We start from the raw sequence: 17236 nt of genomic DNA, 5'->3' as shown, positions 1-17236 counted from the left end.
ATGAAGTCCATCAAAGATATTCTTGGTTTTCACCTGATTTATGTCATCGTCGATTATGGTTTAGGGAGCAAGGTGCTCCAAAGTGCAAAAAAGATGGGCGTATCTGGTGGAACAGTTTTCCATGGAAAGGGAACTGCAAACAGTAGCCTGCTCAAGTTTCTGTCTCTTTATGAAGAAAGAAAAGAGATCATTTTATTGGGCGCAGAGGAGACTCTTGCAAAGGAAGTCATGAGTAAGCTGGATAAAAAATTTCATTTTGAAAAACCGAATCATGGGATCATGTTCTCCATACCTGCATATGATGTCTATGGCTCCAACTGCAATGTGCGCCATGATGGGATTGAAAGAGAGGTTGAAAAGTTTATGTATCAGATAATAATTACTGTGGTAAACCGTGGACTGGCAGAGGATGTCATAGATGCAGCCAAAGAAAAAGGCTCTAAAGGCGGTACCATCGTCAATGCAAGAGGATCCGGTATTCATGAAACCATGAAGCTGTTCAATATGGATATTGAACCAGAAAAAGAAATGGTGATCATCTTAACAGAGAAGGAAGCTATGAGAGGAATTGTTGATAATATCCGGAAGAAGCTTTCCATAGATGAGCCTGGAAATGGCATCATATTTGTACAGGATGTTGCCGAAACCTATGGTATATATCAATAATGACAGGAAGGATTCCTTTGAAGATGGTTTGCTTCTTTCCTCGTCTGTGAGAGTTTGAATGGAGCAAGAGTATCGGGATTGGATACAGCACTTCAGAGATTCATGAAAATACGCGAAGAAAAAAGGGATTCGAGGTGAATCCCTTTTTTACATACATATAGGAGTTTTTAGTGAGGTATGAACTTTATCTTCTTTAGTCGTGAGCCAAGGATGTAGCACTTCGCTGCGAGGGGTTCAACTACTCTTAACGTATATTCTAAATCTGGCCCATCATCAGCTGAACCAGGAAGGAAACCACCACCACCAGAAGCGAAATGAGGAACCCATGAACCATGGGTTTAAAGCCTGATTTGGTGACTTCACTGAAGTTGGTTTTAAGGCCGATGGCACCTAAGGACATGACCATGAGAAGCTTGCTCAATGAGGTGATCTGTGCGCTGAAGGCATCAGGTACAAGTCCTGTGCTTTTAATTCCCACCATGAGCAGGAAGAACAGGATGAAGAAGGGGAAGATGCTTTTCAGATCCACTTTATTTCGTGCATGCACCGTGCGTGCATCTGCAGTTTTTCTGCTTTCCACCCTTGCGTGGATATAGGAGAAAATCAGTACCACGGGAACAATGGAAAGGGTTCTGGTGAGCTTCACAATGACAGCGTACTGTCCTGCGGCATCCGAGAATGCATAGGCAGCAGCCACCACCGAGGAGGTGTCATTGACAGCGGTACCGGACCAGAGTCCAAATCCATGATCACTCATCTGAAAAAATCTGCCCATGATGGGGAATAGAATCACCATGAGGATATCAAAGAGAAAGGTTGCAGAAATGCCATAAGCGATGTGGGCATCCTCTGCTTCAATGACAGGGGCGATGGCGGCAATGGCAGAGCCACCGCAGATGCCTGTGCCCGCTGAGATGAGGCTGGAGAGCTTCCAGGGAAGGCCCATGACTTTACCAAGAAGGTATCCACCAAGAAAGGCAGATGCCAAAGTGAAGGTCATGACCACCAGAGAAAACTTACCAACAGAGAAAATCTGAGAAAAGCTCAACCCCAGTCCCATAAGGATGATGGAGAACTTCAGGATCTTTTTGGATGTAAACTGAATGCCAGAAGAAAAGTTCCTGTTTCCTGAGATGAACAGATTGATAACCATACCCGATAGGAGCGCAAAGACACCTGCGCTGATGAGATGACCAGGGATGATCTTCTGGAGCTGATTTGCCGTTAGGGCGAGAAGTAATGACAATAGAATTCCGGGAACCAGTTTTTGCATGTTTTTCATTGTATGTCCTCACTGTTTCATATGATGTCTTGATTTTAACATGTTTAAACTATAAAATATAATTATATATATTTATTTATCTATTCATAAAATTTATAAATGAGGAGCGAAATCATGCTGGATCCAAGATTACTCACTTTTCTTGCCATAGTAGAAGAAGAGAGCTATACCAAGGCCGCAGTGAGACTTTCCATGACACAGCCAGGGCTGAGCCACCAAATGAAGCAGCTGGAAGAGATTTATGATGTGAAGCTCTTCCATTATGAGAACAGAAGAATCAGTCTCACGGAAGAAGGCATGGTTTTCAGAAAGTATGCTGAGTCATTGCTGTATCAGGAAAAAATGATGAAGAAGGAACTGGAGAATCTGAAAAAGAAGAGGAAGAAGTACTATTTCGGTGCAACGCTGACCTTAGGAGAATATACCTTGGCTCCTCATCTGAAGTGCTTTTATGATACCTTTTCGGATGTGGAGTTTTCTCTGATGGTGGACAACACCAAGGTGCTCCTCTCAAAACTTCAAACGGGCCACCTTGACTTTGCACTCATTGAGGGCATTGTTGATAAGGCGCTTTACCAGGTGACACTTCTAAAAGAAGTACCCTTTATTTTGGTGGTGGGAGAAGAGCACCGATTGAGTGGAAGAAAAGAAGTGTCCATGGAAGAACTTCTTTCTGAAACCCTTCTGGTGAGAGAAGAAGGGTCCGGTTCCCGAAAGGTTCTGGAAACAGGACTGTCCACCATCAATTTTTCTATCAGAGGCTTTGAGAGGGTCATAGACATTGGCAACATCGGCCTTTTAAAGAAACTTACAGAGCAAGGTGCTGGGATCAGCTTCATGTACAAGGACGCAGTGCTTTCGGAGCTTTCATCTGGCAGACTGAAAGAAATTTCAGTGAAAAACCTAAGAATGGTCCGGGAGTTCAGCTTTGTGACTCAGCCTGAAAATCTCCAGAATATGGAGTTTCAAAGATTCTACAGCTTTTTGAAATCTGTCTTGTCCTGATAAAGAACCTTGGAGAGAAGAATCTGAATTATTTGCTGCTTTGGGGTGGAAATAAAAAAAAGATGATTTATACTGAAAGAAGAAAATACAGAAAGGAGAGGTGGCTATGACTGAAAAACTGGAACACCTCCAAATGCTGCTGCAGAACAGATTGTTTATGCAGCTGAGAAAGGAGCTGGAAGAAGAAAATCCGGTGGATCTGGCGGAACTCATCGAAGAAATGACGAAGGATGAGAGAATCCTCACCATGAGGCTGCTGCCCAAAGATCTTGCGGTGGATGTTTTTTCTGAAATGGATCCTGATCTTCAAGAGACGCTTCTTTCTGAAATCACAACAGAAGAGATCGATCATCTGGTGAAAGAAATGTTTGTGGATGACCTGGTGGATCTGTTAGAGGAGCTCCCTGCTTCTTTGGTGGCAGAAATTCTCGACCGTGTACATCCAGAGGACCGGGCTACGCTGAACCGGTTTCTGCAGTATAAAGTAGATACGGCAGGAAGCATCATGACTTCTGAATACACAAGTCTCAAAAAGAGCCTGAAGGTGCCGGAAGCCATTGACTATCTGCGGCAGAACGGCCAGGACAGCGAGACGCTGTACAGCTGTTTTGTGGTCAGTGATACAAGAGTGCTTTTGGGTGTAGTCACGTTGAGAACCCTTCTTCTTGCGCAGGATCATCTTTCTGTGGAAGACCTCATGGAAGAGAAAGTGGTCGGTGTGCAGACGGAAGATGATGTGGAGGAAGTGGCGGAGATTTTCAGCCGGTATGATTTCATGACACTTCCTGTAGTGGACAAAGAAAACCGCCTTGTGGGCATCATCACGGTGGATGATATCATGGATGTCATCCTGGAAGAGGATACAGAAGATTTTGAGAAGATGGCAGGTACTGTGCCATCAGACAAGCCTTATCTCAAGACTTCCGTATGGGAACTGGCGAAAAATAGAATGGGCTGGCTTACCTTTCTCATGCTTTCGGGTATATTGACGGGCGCCATCCTGACGTCCTTTGAAGATGCGTTTCTTGTGATTCCCGTTCTTGTGACGTTTATACCGATGCTTACTGACACCGGAGGAAATTCCGGTTCCCAGTCCAGTACGCTCATCATCCGTGGATTGGTCCTTGGAGAAATTGAAATGAAGGACATTGTGAAGGTCTTCATCAAGGAGTTTGAGGTATCTCTCATGACTGGTACGGTCTTGGCACTCCTCACCTATATCAGGCTCCGGTTATTGTATCCGGATAAACCGCTTATTGTTCTCGTGGTTTCTTTAGCAATCCTTGCCACAGTAATTATGGCAAAGCTCATGGGAGCACTTCTTCCTTTTTTTGCAAAGAAGATCAAAGCGGATCCGGCCATCATGGCAGCACCCATGATTACAACCATCGTGGATGCATCCTCTCTGCTGATTTATTTTTTCCTTGCCAGGTGGATCCTGAAGATCTAAAGGACTGAGAAAGAGTTGAATCAAATCATCGAAAAACAAAGAATCCAGCTTTCCATTGGAAGTCCGGATTCTTTGTTTTCTATAAAGATCGCTTGGTGATGTTTCTAGCTCCAGAACCTATAGATTTTCCGCGTTTTTATAGAGCGCATCGATGTCCTCTTTGGCGAGCGTTTTCTCAATCACCAGTGCAATGAAAAAGATCACCGGCAGATTGATGAGAAGTCTTGTGACGGCAAAGGCCTTACCCATGGAAGCCATTTCAAATAGAAACATGGGGATTTTTGTGGTAGACCAGGCACCGATGAAAAGAAGGATATTCGAGAATTTGACTCCCTTTTTCATGAATACTGCCGCAACTGGAAAGGCCCCATAGAGTGGACCCGCAGCAGCAGAGCCAATGAGTATGGCCAGAAACATGCCTTTTAATCCTGAACCTTCGCCCATATACTTCACCATGGTGTCTTTTTTGATCCATACATCAAGAAGTCCCATGAGTATGAAGATGGGTGGGATCACCTGAATCATCTCCAGGGTCGAGTTCTTTGTGATACTGAGGGCCTTTGTTCCTGTTTCTTTGGAGAATATCCAAAGAAGCAGAAGAGCTGTGAGAGCAATGAGCGCGTATCTGTATCTTTTCAGCAGTTTCATCATTGATTCATGACACCTCCTAGTATAAAGGCGATGAGGAAAGACAGAAAAAATGCCAGTCCATTTCGTAAGAACGTACTCTTTTTACCGAAGTATCTGATTTCTACTGGAAGGGTGATCACGCCCACCATCATGAGAGTGGAAATGAAAGCACCAATCTGCATATAGCCTGCCCCTTCTTTCAATAGAAGTGCTGCCATGGGAAAGGCGATGAATCCAGGAATCAGCGTGATTGCCCCGATCAGCGCAGTCAGAAGTGTCCCAAAGAAGCCGGAAGACTCTCCAATGTATCTGGAAATGGTTTCGGGAGAAAGTATGGCCAGCAGTATGCCTGCAAAAACCAGGACCGTCATAAATTCAGGCAAGATGTTTTCAAATGCTTTCCAGGCTTTTTTCAGTGCTGTTTTTGTATTTCCTTTGTCTTTCAGATAGGAGAGGATAAGGAGAAGTGCAGTGATACCATATAAGACTGTATTCATTTTAAACCCCTCATTTGCGTTTAGTTTTTTTATCAAAAACATAGTGGTCTGGCAATCATCATATTCCCAGACCACTGAAAGATTATCTTTTTTCCAGAATCTCTTTGATGGCGCTTGGTTTCAGCACTTTTCCATAAGAAACCACTTCTTCGTCGATGACCAGCCCAGGGGTGGACATGATGCCGTAGGAAGCAATGTCTTTGAAGTCTGTGACTTTGATGATCTCCGCCTCGATGCCCATTTCTTTTAGGGCTTCTTCTGTATTTTTTGTAAGTGTCACACAGTTCTTGCAGCCGGATCCTAATACTTTGATTTTCATGAATATCTCTCCTCTTTTTGATGAATTATATATAATTTTGGGTAACTAAATGAATAAATAGCTGAATGCATTAAAGCTATAGCCGATGAGGACAATACCCACGGCAACAATACCAAAGAAAATTGCTAAAAGCTTTGGTTTCACTACCTTGGACAACATGACCAGGGAAGGGAGAGACAAAGCAGTCACACCCATCATAAAGGCCAGTGCGGTGCCTAAGCCTACCCCTTTGGCGATGAGAGCTTCGGCGATGGGAAGGGTTCCGAAGATGTCTGCATACATGGGAATGCCAACGATGGTTGCGACAAGGACAGACCACCATTTATCTGCACCTAAGATAGAGGTGATGAAGGCTTCTGGGATGTAGTTATGGATTGCAGCACCAATACCGACACCAATGAGCACATAAATCCAAACTTTCCTGATGATATCTAGAACTTGATCCTTCGCAAACTCTATCCTTTCTTGTATGGATAGAGGATCTTCATCCCCCATCTCCAAATTGTTCTGGAATACAAAGGACTCCACATGTGCTTCAAGCTTCAGATGGCCGATGACTGTTCCGCCAATGACGGCAAGAACCAAGCCAACGATGACATAGGCAATGGCGATTTTCCAGTTGAAAATACCGGCCAAAAGAATCACTGAGGCAAGATCCACCAAAGGGGAGGAAATCAGGAAGGAAAAGGTTGTGCCGATGGGCAGCCCTGCACTGGTAAACCCAATGAAAAGTGGGATAGAAGAGCAGGAACAGAAGGGAGTGATAGTCCCCAAAAGAGCGGCAAGGATATTGGCTGTGATTCCATTGAAGTTTCCGAGGATCCGCTTTGTCCTTTCTGGTGGGAAGAAGCTCTGCACATATGAAATCACAAAAATAAGTGCGGAAAGCAGTATAAAAATTTTAATAACATCGTAGATGAAAAAGTGAATACTGGCTCCAAGCCTTGTGTCCATACTTAGGCCAAATACTTTCACCACAAGGCTTTCGACCAGCTCAAACAGCCAGTTCATCTTCAGCAGCTGATTGTTGATCCATTGAAAAATAACCATAATAATCTCCTTTTATCCTATAAAGTAAAACTCTTGCTGATAAGACCAGCAGACTCACTGTACTGCCATTTGGTGGCGATATTTCTCTGATCATCCTGAAGCTGTGGATACTGACCGATGCTGTTCAGGATGTCTGAAAGAATACTGTTCAGAAGATCATGGTCAGCTCTCAGTTTATAATAAACAAATTTCTCTTTTCTGGTATCTACCACAAGATTCAGGTCTCTAAGTTTGGAAAGCCCTTTTGAGACCGTCGGTTGGGGCACATTGAGAATTCCGCTGATTTCACAAACGCAGAGCTCATCTTGGTATAGAAGCATCATAATTCTCAGTCTGGTCTCATCTGAGAGGGTTTTAAAAATATTCGTCAGCTCATTCATGGAGTCACGTCCTTTCATAAATGCACATATTCTCATATGGGAATATGATTATATTACTCTTGGATTTTCTTCGTGTCAATGATTGACAGAAAATAACTTTTCCGAGGTTCAGGTCATCGATCATCAAATATTCATCAGATTTTCTCCGCATAATTAACATCCAGTTAACAAGAGTTTAGTACAATGAAAGTGTATAAATTTAATAAATAGAAGAGGAGAGTTTTATGAAAATACGGATCATTGGTGCCGTGGCTGCAGGAACTTCAGCGGCTGCAAAAGCAAGAAGAAACAGCGAAGAAGCAGAAATCATCATTTATGAGAAAGATACCTATATTTCCTATTCTGGATGCGGGATGCCCTATTACATCGGCGGAGAAGTGGAAAATGGAGAAGACCTGACACCAAGAGACCCCAAGTTCTTTAAATCAAAATATAATGTGGATATTAAGACTGGCTATGAGGTTTTACATGTCGATGCAGAAAGAAAAATACTGAAGGTTCAGAATCTGGAAACATCGGAGGTTTTTGAAGACACCTATGATAAGCTGATTTTAGCCACAGGAGCACGTTCTGTTGTACCGCCTATTGCAGGTGTGAAGAACAAGCACGTTTTCAGTTTGCGAAACATAAATGACATGTATAGAATCAAGGAGTATATCGACAACAACAGTCCCAAACAAGCAGTGATCATCGGTACAGGTTTCATCGGACTGGAGATGGCTGAGAACCTGAAGCATCTTAGCATGGATGTCACCATGGTGGAGCTTCTTCCACAGGTATCCCCGGGACTGGATGCAGATATGGCCATTCTGGTAGAAGAACATTTAGCCGCAAAGGGTGTGCAGGTCATTACTGGAAAATCAGCAAAGGAAATCACTGAGAATGAAGTGATCCTTTCTGACGAAAGCAAGCTCCCGGGTGATCTTGTCATTGTAGCCACTGGTGTACGCCCTAATGTGGAGCTTGCGAAAGAAGCTGGCATTGAACTTGGCGTAACAGGCGCTATAAAGGTGAATCCGTTCATGGAAACGTCAGTAGCAGATATCTATGCTGCGGGAGACTGTATAGAACAGTATCACAGTATTACAGGAAAGCCCGTGTACAGACCTCTGGGTTCTACAGCCAACAAGACCGGAAGAATGGCTGGAAACAATGCCACAGGAGGGAACCTTGAATTTAGAGGCGTTCTGGGGACAGGAATCTATAAGATTTTTGATCTTGCCGTGGCACAAACAGGGCTTACAGAAAGAGAAGCGCTGAAAGAAGGGTATGAAATTTCAGTCAGTCACAACATCAAGCCAAACCGTCCGGAATATATGGGCGGTAAAGAAATGGTCATCAAGTCCGTTGCAGATAAAAAAGATGGACGGCTCCTTGGGGTACAGATCATTGGACCCGAAGGGGTAGACAAGAGGGTGGATGTGTTCGCAGCACTGATCACCTTTGGTGCGAAGGTTCAGGATCTTGTTCATTTGGATCTTGCCTATGCACCACCTTTTTCAACAACAAAAGATCCTGTGATGTATACCGGGATGATCCAGGAAAATGCCATTTATGGCAATCGACCTGTTATGACAATCAAAGAGCTGGATGAACTTGCATCTTCAGGAAAAAAGGTGAGGATTGTAGATGCCAGAGTGGTAAAGCAGTATGAAGCCAGTCATGTGGAGAATGCCATAAACGTGCCGCATAGTGCTGCAAGAGCCTTTGCGAAAGACCTGGAGAAGGATACCATCACTGTGACCTACTGCAATAAAGGCACCACGGGTAATGCGGTGCAGAATATCTTTCTCAACAGTGGGGTGGAGCACGTCTACAACTTGTCCGGTGGCCACAAAACGTATCTCCGTTATTTAAAGATGAAGAAAAAATAGACATTGAATTAGAAATAGATAAAGGGCGATGAGACAAAGATCAAGGGAATGGGTGTCATAAACGCTTCTTCAGAAAAACAAATAAAATTAAAACCAGGTAACCATGCAAAGTGATGTGCAAAAGGTTACCTGGTTTTTTATCTCATTTCATAGAATCCGTCTGGATTCTCTTTCAGAACAGACTCAATGAGAGCGAGCTCTTCCATAAGAAGCTCTTCCGTGGGATAGATCCCGAGGGTTGCTTTATTTTCACCAAATAGATTGGTGCCGTCAAATTGCCCCCATAGAATGTGTTTTCCCTTTTTCTCACCGAAAATCCGCGATGTATACACTCTTATGACTTTTACAAGTTCTTTCTTGTCCTGTGTTCTAATCCACATAGTCTTCTCCTTTGCTGTCTTCTTGTCTGTTCCTATTTTTCCAGCACATCATGGTAGATTTCATTTTTCTCCATGACAGCCTTGGCGAATTCGCAGATGGGACGGATCTTTTTTCCTTCTGTTCTGGCTTTTTCTACCATACCGTTCAGAAGCTTCTTTCCCACTCCCTGTCCCTGGAATCCATCGTGGGTGTAGGTATGCTTGATGATGAGAAGCTCATTTCCTAACTCCTCATAAATGATCTCACCTGCCTCCATATCTTCTTCAGTATGAAGATAAAGCCTGCCTTCTCCTTGTTTGAGTTCCATTTTTCTTCCTCCTTGTGTGCGATATACCGCAGTGCTTTGGTTGGACATGCGTCCAGCACCGCAATGAGTTTTTTGAGATCCGGTTCTTCTCTTTGGTCAATCCAAGGGCGGTTTCTCACATTAAAAACCTTTGGACTGCCCTTCAGGCAAACCCTGGAGTGTGTGCATAGGGAGCGCTTGAAATAGATATCGAGTTTATCGCCGTGGTATTTCCGGTATCCCGTTTCCAGTAGTTCCTGTTCAGTCATAGACACTTGATCTCCTTTTTGAAAGTTACATCTATTTTATCACAGGAAGCAAGGGAAACCGTAAACAAGACGTTAATTTTGTCCTAAGTAGAGGAATATCTGAAAACGGTATGAACTCGATGCGCCATAGGTTTAGAAAATCTTAAGGGAATTCTTTGGTCCACTTCATTCTTTACAGATATACTAAAACAAGGACAGAAAATAGGAGGATAGCTAAATGAGAGGAAACAGAAGAGGTATTGTATATATGGTCCTCATTTTAGCGGTACTGGGAGGGATTTATCTCTATACAGAACTGCAAAGCCAGATGGCGACAAAGCCACCGGAGCTGAGGGCATTTCTCAGTGATGAGATGCAGAAAGAAGCACAGATGGGCACCTATGAATGGAGATCATTAGGACGCAGTGTCATCGCAGACAGCGATCATCCGGCGAATTTTACCTATACAGAAGAAAGCAGAATCACAGCAAGCAGCGGTCAAAGACTCTATCTGACGCCTCTTGTGGAAAGTGAGAAAGTACCCTATGAAATCATCTCCGCTGCAGTCAGTGAGAAGGGAAAGCCGGAAACTGAAGTAAAGCTGGATTTCACCATTCATGGTGATGCAGCGGTGATTACTATACCAGAAAACAGTGGCACTTTTGTGTACAGTCTCCAGGTGGACTATCTGGAGAAAGGAGATGTAGTGTATGGCCTGGAAGTGCAGGTGGACGTGGTGGAATATGATGTGGAGAAACTGCGCACACTGAAAACTCCCTATGTGGGGAATGCAAGTAAGGTTTCAGAAATTGTTTCAGCTCTTCCACTTCCAGGCAGTGGCTACGTACAAAGATATATCTCCTTGGAGACAGAAAAAGAACCTTATGGCATTACAGTATACTATGAACCAAAAGTAGAACTGACGAATCTTCTTCAGTATCCTGAAGCCGAGCCTATGAATGAGATCTATAGGGTCATGGAGAAAAACGCCCTGGTGCTGCTCTCCCTGGTGGAGAATGCTGATGAAATTACATTCAAGGTGAAGAATGCCCCATCGGAGGGAAAGCTCGAAAAGAGTTCCTATGATGGGAGTCTGAAGTTCACAAGAGAAGAACTGACAGTAAAGTATGGTCCCCTGGAAAATATTCTGTCCCGGGAAGATCTCTTCCTCCGCTGAAGTTCAGGAGATAATGCATGATGATATAAGAAAAAGAAAAAAGTGGAAGGGTCTCTATGTGGATTCTTCCACTTTTTATATCTGGTGCGTTGAGAGATTTAGGAGGCTTATCGGAATGATATTGAAACATCCGGTGCAACAAAGTATGATAAGTATGGATTGATGGGAAAATATCAGACAAAGAATGCAAAAAAAACAATAAAGATGTTTAAATTATCATTTTATATGGTATAATATACCGCATAACGACTATGATTTATGATGAAAGGATGTAGACAGAATGGAACTGAGACTTGCTGGTATTAAAAAATCCTTTGATGGGAAAGAGGTACTGAAAGGGCTGGATTTCACCTTTGAAAAAGGGAAAATCTATGGACTTTTAGGCAGGAACGGAGCGGGAAAAACAACGCTCTTCAATATTTTGGCAGATGAAATCAAAGCGGAAGAGGGAAAAGCATATTTGACCGTACAGGAGGAGGAAAGACCCATCAGACCCAAGGATCTCTCCTATGTCTACTCCACTCCTGTGCTCCCGGATTTTCTCACAGGATACGAGTTCATCAAGTTTTTTGTGGATCTTCATAAAAATGATCTGGACCATCTCCATCCTATTGACACATATTTTGATCTTATCCAGTTTGAGAAAGAAGACCGGCACAGGCTTATGAAGGGGTACTCCCATGGCATGAAGAACAAGATTCAGATGCTTCTTTTTCTCATTGCAAAACCCATGGTGATTCTTCTGGATGAACCCCTGACTTCTTTGGATGTGGTGGTGGCACTGGAGATGAAGAAGCTTCTCAAAAGCATCAGAGAAGACCATATCATCATTTTTTCCACCCACATTCTTCAGCTGGCCACGGATCTTTGTGATGAGATTGCCATTCTTCATGATGGAAAGATGTCCATGCTGGATCATGATAGACTGGGAGATGAGACCTTCGAGGAAGAGATCATCCGTCTGCTGAAGGAGGAGAGCCATGGGGCATAAGATTCTTCTCATGATGAAGCTGGAGACCTCTATCTTCATCAACGGACTTGTTTATTTTATCCGGAAGCTGCCCCTCGTGAGAAAAATGGCCAATAGAGGTCATTACGGATTTTTCACCCTGAAGGAAGGGTTGGGTGTGCTTGCCTTTCTTTATCAGCTTATATGGAGCAGCCTGAAAGGAGTGCTTCTTGCGCTGGGGGCGCTTCTGGTTCCCGGACTGTTTTTGGACGAGCTGGATGCGAAGCCCTTGACGCTGGTTCTTTTTCTCTATTTTCTCATGAGGCTTTTGCTTCCCTACCTTCTGGAACTGACCCAGACGAAGTTCATTCTTCTGAAAGAGCTGAAGATGGATTCCAGAGAGTACGCCTTGGCATATCTCGTGAAGAAAGAAAGTTTCAAACTGGTGGGGCGAAGCATAGGGCTTCTTCTTCTCACAGGAAGCGTTTTTAAGAGTCCCCTGGAAGCGCTGGTTCTATCAGGGGCAGCCACCCTCATGGGGTTCGCGGCTGAGGCACTGCACCTTTATCTCTTCAAAAAAAGACGGTTTCTCTTAGAAGAACATAATGCTGTGCTTATAGGTCTTCTCCTTGCGGTGATGGCGGGTGGATACCTTCTATATTTCTTCCTTCCTGAATTGGACGGAGGACTGCTCCTTAAGCATCCACTGTTTGGGGCAGCGCTTATTATGATGGCAATATTTTCCCTGCGCTATATTGTGCGATATGACTATTACATAGAGGCTATGAATCATGTGACGAGCTATGAGAAGATGAATAAGCTTCAGAATGCAATGAAAGAAGCCATGGTGGCGGATGTGAAGATGCGGGACAAGGATTTCAGGGAAGAGGATCTTCTTCCCGTGGAAGGTGTAGAAAAGGAAGGCTTTGCTTACCTCAATGCACTTTTTTTCAAAAGACACCGGCGCTTTTTCAGAAAGCCCATTCTTGTGAAGTCTATTTTAGTTGCCGCTGTCTTCGTGGGTCTCTTCCTTCTGTATCTGTTTGTGGATCCAGATCTTATGAATGGTATGGGACCAGAGCTTTCGAAAAACTACACCATGATGATCTTTGTCATGTATATGCTGACCAATTCCAACCGGGAGACCAAAGCCATGTTCTACAACTGTGATCTCTTTATGCTCCGGTATGGATTTTACAGAGAGCCTAAAGCGCTCCTTAGCATGTTCTCCCTGCGGCTGAAAAGAATTGTTCTAGGGAATCTGATTCCCACAGGAATTCTCCTGTTTGGACTCTTTCTTTTCACTGCACTCTCCGACCGGAAAGATTATGGTGAAATTCTTCCGCTGATGGCCATGGTGCTGACACTGTCCATATTCTTCTCGGTGCACTACCTTTTCATGTACTATGTTTTTCAGCCCTACACCTCTTCCATGGAAGTGAAGAGTCCTATATTCAATATCATCAATGGACTGGTCTATCTCTTGTCCTATTTGGCCATTCAAATTGATGCTCCAGCCCAGTGGATGCTTCCAGTGATCATCTTAGTATCCATTTTCTATGTGGCGGCAGCGGTGCTGTTTGTTTACAAAAAAGCCCCAACTACGTTCAGAGTTAAATAACAATTAGACTGTATAATGAAGAAATATGGAATCAAAAGAAGATGAATAGAGGTGTTTAATTTTGGTGAACGGACTTCTTTTTCAAGGGTTTGAATGGTATCTGCCTGCAGAGGAAAATTATTACAAGGATCTAAAAAAGAAATTGGTGGACCTGAAGAGAATTGGAGTGACAGCCATCTGGCTTCCGCCAGTATGCAAAGCCACAAGCCCCGAAGATACGGGCTATGGGATTTATGATCTCTATGATTTGGGTGAGTTTGACCAGAAGGGGTCTATTCGAACCAAATATGGGACCAAAGAAGAACTGTTGGATCTCATCGAAGCCATTCATGCAGAGGGCATGCAGGTCTATGCGGACGTGGTGCTGAATCATAAAGCCGCGGCAGATTTCGAAGAGGAATTTGAAGCAGTAAAAGTGGATCAGAACGACCGCATGAAGGACATCGAGGAGCCCAGGACCATCAAGGCATGGACAGGGTTTGACTTTCCTGGAAGAAAAGGAAAGTATTCTGATTTCACCTGGCACCACCATCATTTCAGTGGAGTGGACCTGGACACCCTCACGGGAGAAAAAGGCATCTTCAGGATTTTAGGAGAGAACAAAGGGTGGAACTGGGGTGTATCCCACGACAATGGAAATTATGACTACCTGATGTTTGCAGACATCGATCATGCCCATCCTGAGGTGAAGGAGGAACTTCTGAACTGGATCTACTGGTTCATCGACGAACTGAACATTGACGGAATCCGTTTTGACGCCGTAAAGCACATCGACGATGAATTTCTGGAGATGTTCGCTGAAAAAATCCATGAGAGAAAAGGAAAAGACTTCTATCTTTTGGGAGAATACTGGGATTACAGTATTGAGAACAAAGAAAAATTCATGAAGAACACCCGATTTCAGATGGACCTTTTTGATGTGGCCCTCCACTTCAATCTGTTCTCCATATCCAAAAATCCGGAAGACTTTGATCTTCGCAAAGTCTTCGACGGCACTGTGACCAAGGTGAACCCGCCCATGAGTGTCACCTTTGTGGACAATCATGATTCAGAACCTGGCCAGGCGCTGGAGTCTTATGTGGAGCCCTGGTTCAAGGAAATGGCCTATGGTCTCATTTTATTAAGACGGGATGGTTATCCGACTGTATTTTACGGAGACTACTATGGCATTGGCGGTCCGTATATGATCGAACCGATGAAAGAAAAAATAGACAAGCTCTGCATACTGAGAAAATCCTTTGTCTATGGGGATGAAGAAAACTATTTTACCGACAGGGATCTCATTGGCTGGGTCAGACATGGAGACGAAGAACATCCGGAGAAGATGGCAGTGGTGATTTCCCTTTTTGAGAAAAAGACCATCCGCATGCATATGGGAGAAGAGTTTAAGGGCGTGATCTTTGCGGACTATACGGGAAACTGTGAAGACAAGGTGGAAATTGATGGGGAAGGTTACGGAGACTTTCCGGCAGAAAAAGCTTCCATCAGTGTGTGGCTGAGAGATGGCCTGGAACTGGTTTAAATAGCGAAGAAGAGGCAGCAGAAGCTGTCTTTTCATTTTTTGGGGCATGGTTACAGAATCAAGAAATGTTCATAAGGAAGGGCGTTCTTTTTTTTCTTGTAAGTGCTTTCTCCTATGCTATGATGAAAGAGGAATAATATAAAAAGGAGTGTATCATGAAAAAATTCAAGCAGGAAGTCTACAGCGTTTTCGGACGCATCTACATTCCAGATGAGCTCCTGGGGAAGAAGAACCTGATTCTTCATATTTCAGATACCCCTTCCGCCATATATCCAGCCCTAAGAGGCCTCTTACGGAAATTGAAGCCCCAGGTGATCCTTCATACGGGAGATCTTTGCGACCATATCAAACTGGAGAACAACGAGAATCTCATGGGGGAGTTTCTGCATGATGTGGTGAAACTCATACGGATCATGGAATTTTCCTCCGCAGAAGAAATTCACATCACCATGGGAAACCATGACAAATACAGAGCACTTCAGCCTCTTGTGAAGAAAAGCACCTTGCATGAAATGGATGCGGTGCTGGATTTTGGAGAGTACACTTATCACCTGTCCCACTATTATGAGGATGTGGAGGCAGATCCTAAGGACTTTAATCTCTAAGGACACAATCTGGAGGACAAGACAGAAAAGCGAAGGACCCGATGGTATCTTAATGGCGTGGAGGGTATTCATGTCATAGAAAAAGATACAGGGAAGGTGCATATTCTTAGATATCCTTGGGGAACCAACGATTACAGATACCGCAGAAGAAAACGGGGATTATAGAGGCAGGCACTTTTGCTATAATCTTGGGAAAGCATATGAAATAGACTGTGTACAGGCTTTAAAATAAAGAGAAAAGGAGCAGTTGGCATATGGTGGAGCTGTTAAGAACCGGGCCAGGCATTCTTCTTCTGGAGACAGAGGAAGAGAAGAAACTACAGGATTATTTTTTATCAAAAGAACCTCAGGAGCCTCTGAGTCTTATGGATGCGTTCAGCAGTGGAACGGAAGGGGAAACCATTGTGCTTTTGACCCCAGCACAAACAGATGTATACCGGAAGAGTGAGGAGAAGAATGCCCTGATTCTCAAAGAAAGCCCATCGGTGATCCTGTCGGAGTTTCTCAATGATAAAATGAGCTCACTTGTGTATCACAGCCGCATCGTCTCCAGGACCATCATCATGCGGACCATGGGAGACATGGAAAAGGTCTTTGAGGAACTGAAGGAAGACTACGGCGGCAAAGAAGGCAGCATTATGGAGTTCATCAACAGCAACCTGGAAAGTGGGGTTATTGTGGCTCTCACAGACAAGTCGCTGAACCGTCAGGTCACTCTGGGAGACATCTATATGGAGAAATGTCTTCATGTCAATGAGAACTACTTCACCATCTTCAAAGAGCTGAGAAGCAATGCACTGAAGTATCTGAACATTGGACTTGGCAATAAAGTCTGGTATGAGATGGACATCCGGATCTATGACATGTATGCGCACTTTCAGCTGCATTATGAGCGCCTCATGAATGTGCTCACGGAGTTTGAGATGGGAATTGTTCTTGGAAGCACCTGGTCCAAAGACTATCCGAAAATGCTTCTGGCCGTAGATGTGTATAGTGTGCGTTTCTTCACGTTCTATGAGCCGAAATATATCAAAAAGATTCTCATGAGCATGGAATATGTGGATGACGGTACAAGGATTGTGGATTACGATCTGTATATGGGGAAAAAGAAAGTATCCTGGCGGGATATGACCAAAGATAAAAAAGCCACAAGAGAAGGACTGTCCATGGCCTACAGAAAAGAAACCTTATCCAATCTGACCCCGGAGGAGCTGAAGAAGCTCTATGCCATGGAAGAGAAGGTCCTCAGCACGAGAAATGTCTAAGGGTCCACTTAAAAAAGAATGAGAGGTTC

The 17236-nt window shown here is 43.9% G+C and carries 20 protein-coding genes; 11 read left to right on the top strand and 9 right to left on the bottom strand.

Going from position 1 to position 17236, the window contains the following annotated elements; translation table 11 throughout:
- On the top strand, positions 1 to 666 hold the full coding sequence (locus DEF30_RS09255; RefSeq protein WP_294098533.1) for a P-II family nitrogen regulator: 666 nt from the start codon (positions 1 to 3) through the stop codon (positions 664 to 666).
- A gap of 256 nt (positions 667 to 922) precedes the next feature.
- Here DEF30_RS09255 and DEF30_RS09250 read toward each other — a convergent pair whose 3' ends face one another.
- Positions 923 to 1948: a putative sulfate exporter family transporter gene (locus DEF30_RS09250; protein WP_294098529.1), complete on the bottom strand. Its 1026-nt coding sequence runs from the start codon at positions 1946 to 1948 to the stop codon at positions 923 to 925.
- A 114-nt stretch (positions 1949 to 2062) separates the two neighbouring features.
- On the opposite strand from DEF30_RS09250, the gene DEF30_RS09245 reads away from it, so the two are divergent.
- Together DEF30_RS09245 and mgtE are read left to right on the top strand one after the other, a co-directional pair.
- Entirely contained in the window at positions 2063 to 2953 is an 891-nt protein-coding gene (locus DEF30_RS09245; protein ID WP_294098527.1) for a LysR family transcriptional regulator, read from the top strand.
- Between the two features lie 106 nt (positions 2954 to 3059).
- Positions 3060 to 4403: a magnesium transporter gene (gene mgtE, locus DEF30_RS09240; protein ID WP_294098525.1), complete on the top strand. Its 1344-nt coding sequence runs from the start codon at positions 3060 to 3062 to the stop codon at positions 4401 to 4403.
- 117 nt (positions 4404 to 4520) lie between these two features.
- On the opposite strand, the gene DEF30_RS09235 is transcribed toward mgtE, so the two are convergent.
- The 5 genes from DEF30_RS09235 to DEF30_RS09215 all read right to left on the bottom strand — a co-directional run bounded on the left by DEF30_RS09235 (position 4521) and on the right by DEF30_RS09215 (position 7315).
- Entirely contained in the window at positions 4521 to 5054 is a 534-nt protein-coding gene (locus tag DEF30_RS09235) for a permease (RefSeq protein ID WP_294098523.1), read from the bottom strand.
- Complete coding sequence (locus DEF30_RS09230; protein WP_294098520.1) at positions 5051 to 5530, bottom strand: permease; 480 nt, start codon at positions 5528 to 5530, stop codon at positions 5051 to 5053. The genes DEF30_RS09235 and DEF30_RS09230 overlap by 4 nt, the downstream gene beginning before the upstream one ends.
- Positions 5531 to 5612: 82 nt before the next feature.
- Positions 5613 to 5849, bottom strand: coding sequence for a thioredoxin family protein (locus tag DEF30_RS09225; protein ID WP_294098518.1), 237 nt, complete (start codon positions 5847 to 5849; stop codon positions 5613 to 5615).
- A gap of 45 nt (positions 5850 to 5894) precedes the next feature.
- The gene (locus DEF30_RS09220; RefSeq protein ID WP_294098516.1) at positions 5895 to 6899 is read right to left on the bottom strand and encodes a permease; all 1005 of its coding nucleotides are present in this window, start codon (positions 6897 to 6899) and stop codon (positions 5895 to 5897) included.
- 17 nt (positions 6900 to 6916) lie between these two features.
- The gene (locus DEF30_RS09215) at positions 6917 to 7315 is read right to left on the bottom strand and encodes a metalloregulator ArsR/SmtB family transcription factor (protein WP_294098514.1); all 399 of its coding nucleotides are present in this window, start codon (positions 7313 to 7315) and stop codon (positions 6917 to 6919) included.
- Positions 7316 to 7503: 188 nt separating this feature from the next.
- On the opposite strand from DEF30_RS09215, the gene DEF30_RS09210 reads away from it, so the two are divergent.
- Complete coding sequence (locus DEF30_RS09210; RefSeq protein ID WP_294098511.1) at positions 7504 to 9153, top strand: FAD-dependent oxidoreductase; 1650 nt, start codon at positions 7504 to 7506, stop codon at positions 9151 to 9153.
- 137 nt (positions 9154 to 9290) lie between these two features.
- Here DEF30_RS09210 and DEF30_RS09205 read toward each other — a convergent pair whose 3' ends face one another.
- Genes DEF30_RS09205 through DEF30_RS12135 form a run of 3 tightly spaced genes read right to left on the bottom strand, consistent with a single transcriptional unit; the run spans position 9291 to position 10089 of the window.
- Positions 9291 to 9533 (bottom strand): hypothetical protein, encoded by a 243-nt coding sequence (locus DEF30_RS09205; RefSeq protein WP_294098509.1) that lies wholly within the window; start codon positions 9531 to 9533, stop codon positions 9291 to 9293.
- Between the two features lie 32 nt (positions 9534 to 9565).
- Entirely contained in the window at positions 9566 to 9841 is a 276-nt protein-coding gene (locus DEF30_RS09200) for a GNAT family N-acetyltransferase (RefSeq protein WP_294098506.1), read from the bottom strand.
- The gene (locus DEF30_RS12135; protein WP_366409642.1) at positions 9757 to 10089 is read right to left on the bottom strand and encodes a (4Fe-4S)-binding protein; all 333 of its coding nucleotides are present in this window, start codon (positions 10087 to 10089) and stop codon (positions 9757 to 9759) included. Before DEF30_RS12135 ends, DEF30_RS09200 begins: the two co-directional genes overlap by 85 nt.
- 217 nt (positions 10090 to 10306) lie before the next feature.
- Between DEF30_RS12135 and DEF30_RS09195 the strand changes: the two genes are divergently transcribed.
- From DEF30_RS09195 to DEF30_RS09165, 7 genes are all read left to right on the top strand, one after another.
- Positions 10307 to 11245: a DUF4825 domain-containing protein gene (locus tag DEF30_RS09195; protein ID WP_294098503.1), complete on the top strand. Its 939-nt coding sequence runs from the start codon at positions 10307 to 10309 to the stop codon at positions 11243 to 11245.
- A 280-nt stretch (positions 11246 to 11525) separates the two neighbouring features.
- Positions 11526 to 12236 (top strand): ABC transporter ATP-binding protein, encoded by a 711-nt coding sequence (locus DEF30_RS09190; protein ID WP_294098501.1) that lies wholly within the window; start codon positions 11526 to 11528, stop codon positions 12234 to 12236.
- On the top strand, positions 12226 to 13815 hold the full coding sequence (locus tag DEF30_RS09185) for a hypothetical protein (RefSeq protein ID WP_294098499.1): 1590 nt from the start codon (positions 12226 to 12228) through the stop codon (positions 13813 to 13815). Before DEF30_RS09190 ends, DEF30_RS09185 begins: the two co-directional genes overlap by 11 nt.
- Before the next feature lie 64 nt (positions 13816 to 13879).
- Positions 13880 to 15337 carry an alpha-amylase gene (locus DEF30_RS09180; RefSeq protein WP_294098618.1) on the top strand — a complete coding sequence of 486 codons (1458 nt, stop codon included), beginning with the start codon at positions 13880 to 13882 and terminating at the stop codon, positions 15335 to 15337.
- A complete protein-coding gene (locus DEF30_RS09175) occupies positions 15307 to 15474 on the top strand; it encodes a hypothetical protein (protein ID WP_294098497.1) in 168 nt (55 codons plus the stop codon). The genes DEF30_RS09180 and DEF30_RS09175 overlap by 31 nt, the downstream gene beginning before the upstream one ends.
- Before the next feature lie 18 nt (positions 15475 to 15492).
- Positions 15493 to 15942 (top strand): metallophosphoesterase, encoded by a 450-nt coding sequence (locus DEF30_RS09170; protein ID WP_294098496.1) that lies wholly within the window; start codon positions 15493 to 15495, stop codon positions 15940 to 15942.
- 254 nt (positions 15943 to 16196) lie between these two features.
- Complete coding sequence (locus DEF30_RS09165) at positions 16197 to 17207, top strand: hypothetical protein (protein WP_294098494.1); 1011 nt, start codon at positions 16197 to 16199, stop codon at positions 17205 to 17207.
- The last annotated feature ends 29 nt before the right edge of the window (positions 17208 to 17236 follow it).

The sequence above is a fragment of the Proteiniclasticum sp. genome, assembly GCF_003514505.1.
In the GTDB taxonomy this organism is placed as follows: Bacteria; Bacillota; Clostridia; order Clostridiales; family Clostridiaceae; genus Proteiniclasticum.
This window is presented reverse-complemented; position numbering and strand designations above follow the sequence as displayed.

Bases quoted from the DNA above. Each gene is read 5' to 3' on its own strand.
- DEF30_RS09255 (WP_294098533.1), top strand. From the start codon at position 1: ATGAAGTCCATCAAAGATATTCTTGGTTTTCACCTGATTTATGTCATC.
- DEF30_RS09250 (WP_294098529.1), bottom strand. From the start codon at position 1,948: ATGAAAAACATGCAAAAACTGGTTCCCGGAATTCTATTGTCATTACTT.
- DEF30_RS09245 (WP_294098527.1), top strand. From the start codon at position 2,063: ATGCTGGATCCAAGATTACTCACTTTTCTTGCCATAGTAGAAGAAGAG.
- mgtE (WP_294098525.1), top strand. From the start codon at position 3,060: ATGACTGAAAAACTGGAACACCTCCAAATGCTGCTGCAGAACAGATTG.
- DEF30_RS09235 (WP_294098523.1), bottom strand. From the start codon at position 5,054: ATGATGAAACTGCTGAAAAGATACAGATACGCGCTCATTGCTCTCACA.
- DEF30_RS09230 (WP_294098520.1), bottom strand. From the start codon at position 5,530: ATGAATACAGTCTTATATGGTATCACTGCACTTCTCCTTATCCTCTCC.
- DEF30_RS09225 (WP_294098518.1), bottom strand. From the start codon at position 5,849: ATGAAAATCAAAGTATTAGGATCCGGCTGCAAGAACTGTGTGACACTT.
- DEF30_RS09220 (WP_294098516.1), bottom strand. From the start codon at position 6,899: ATGGTTATTTTTCAATGGATCAACAATCAGCTGCTGAAGATGAACTGG.
- DEF30_RS09215 (WP_294098514.1), bottom strand. From the start codon at position 7,315: ATGAGAATATGTGCATTTATGAAAGGACGTGACTCCATGAATGAGCTG.
- DEF30_RS09210 (WP_294098511.1), top strand. From the start codon at position 7,504: ATGAAAATACGGATCATTGGTGCCGTGGCTGCAGGAACTTCAGCGGCT.
- DEF30_RS09205 (WP_294098509.1), bottom strand. From the start codon at position 9,533: ATGTGGATTAGAACACAGGACAAGAAAGAACTTGTAAAAGTCATAAGA.
- DEF30_RS09200 (WP_294098506.1), bottom strand. From the start codon at position 9,841: ATGGAACTCAAACAAGGAGAAGGCAGGCTTTATCTTCATACTGAAGAA.
- DEF30_RS12135 (WP_366409642.1), bottom strand. From the start codon at position 10,089: ATGACTGAACAGGAACTACTGGAAACGGGATACCGGAAATACCACGGC.
- DEF30_RS09195 (WP_294098503.1), top strand. From the start codon at position 10,307: ATGAGAGGAAACAGAAGAGGTATTGTATATATGGTCCTCATTTTAGCG.
- DEF30_RS09190 (WP_294098501.1), top strand. From the start codon at position 11,526: ATGGAACTGAGACTTGCTGGTATTAAAAAATCCTTTGATGGGAAAGAG.
- DEF30_RS09185 (WP_294098499.1), top strand. From the start codon at position 12,226: ATGGGGCATAAGATTCTTCTCATGATGAAGCTGGAGACCTCTATCTTC.
- DEF30_RS09170 (WP_294098496.1), top strand. From the start codon at position 15,493: ATGAAAAAATTCAAGCAGGAAGTCTACAGCGTTTTCGGACGCATCTAC.
- DEF30_RS09165 (WP_294098494.1), top strand. From the start codon at position 16,197: ATGGTGGAGCTGTTAAGAACCGGGCCAGGCATTCTTCTTCTGGAGACA.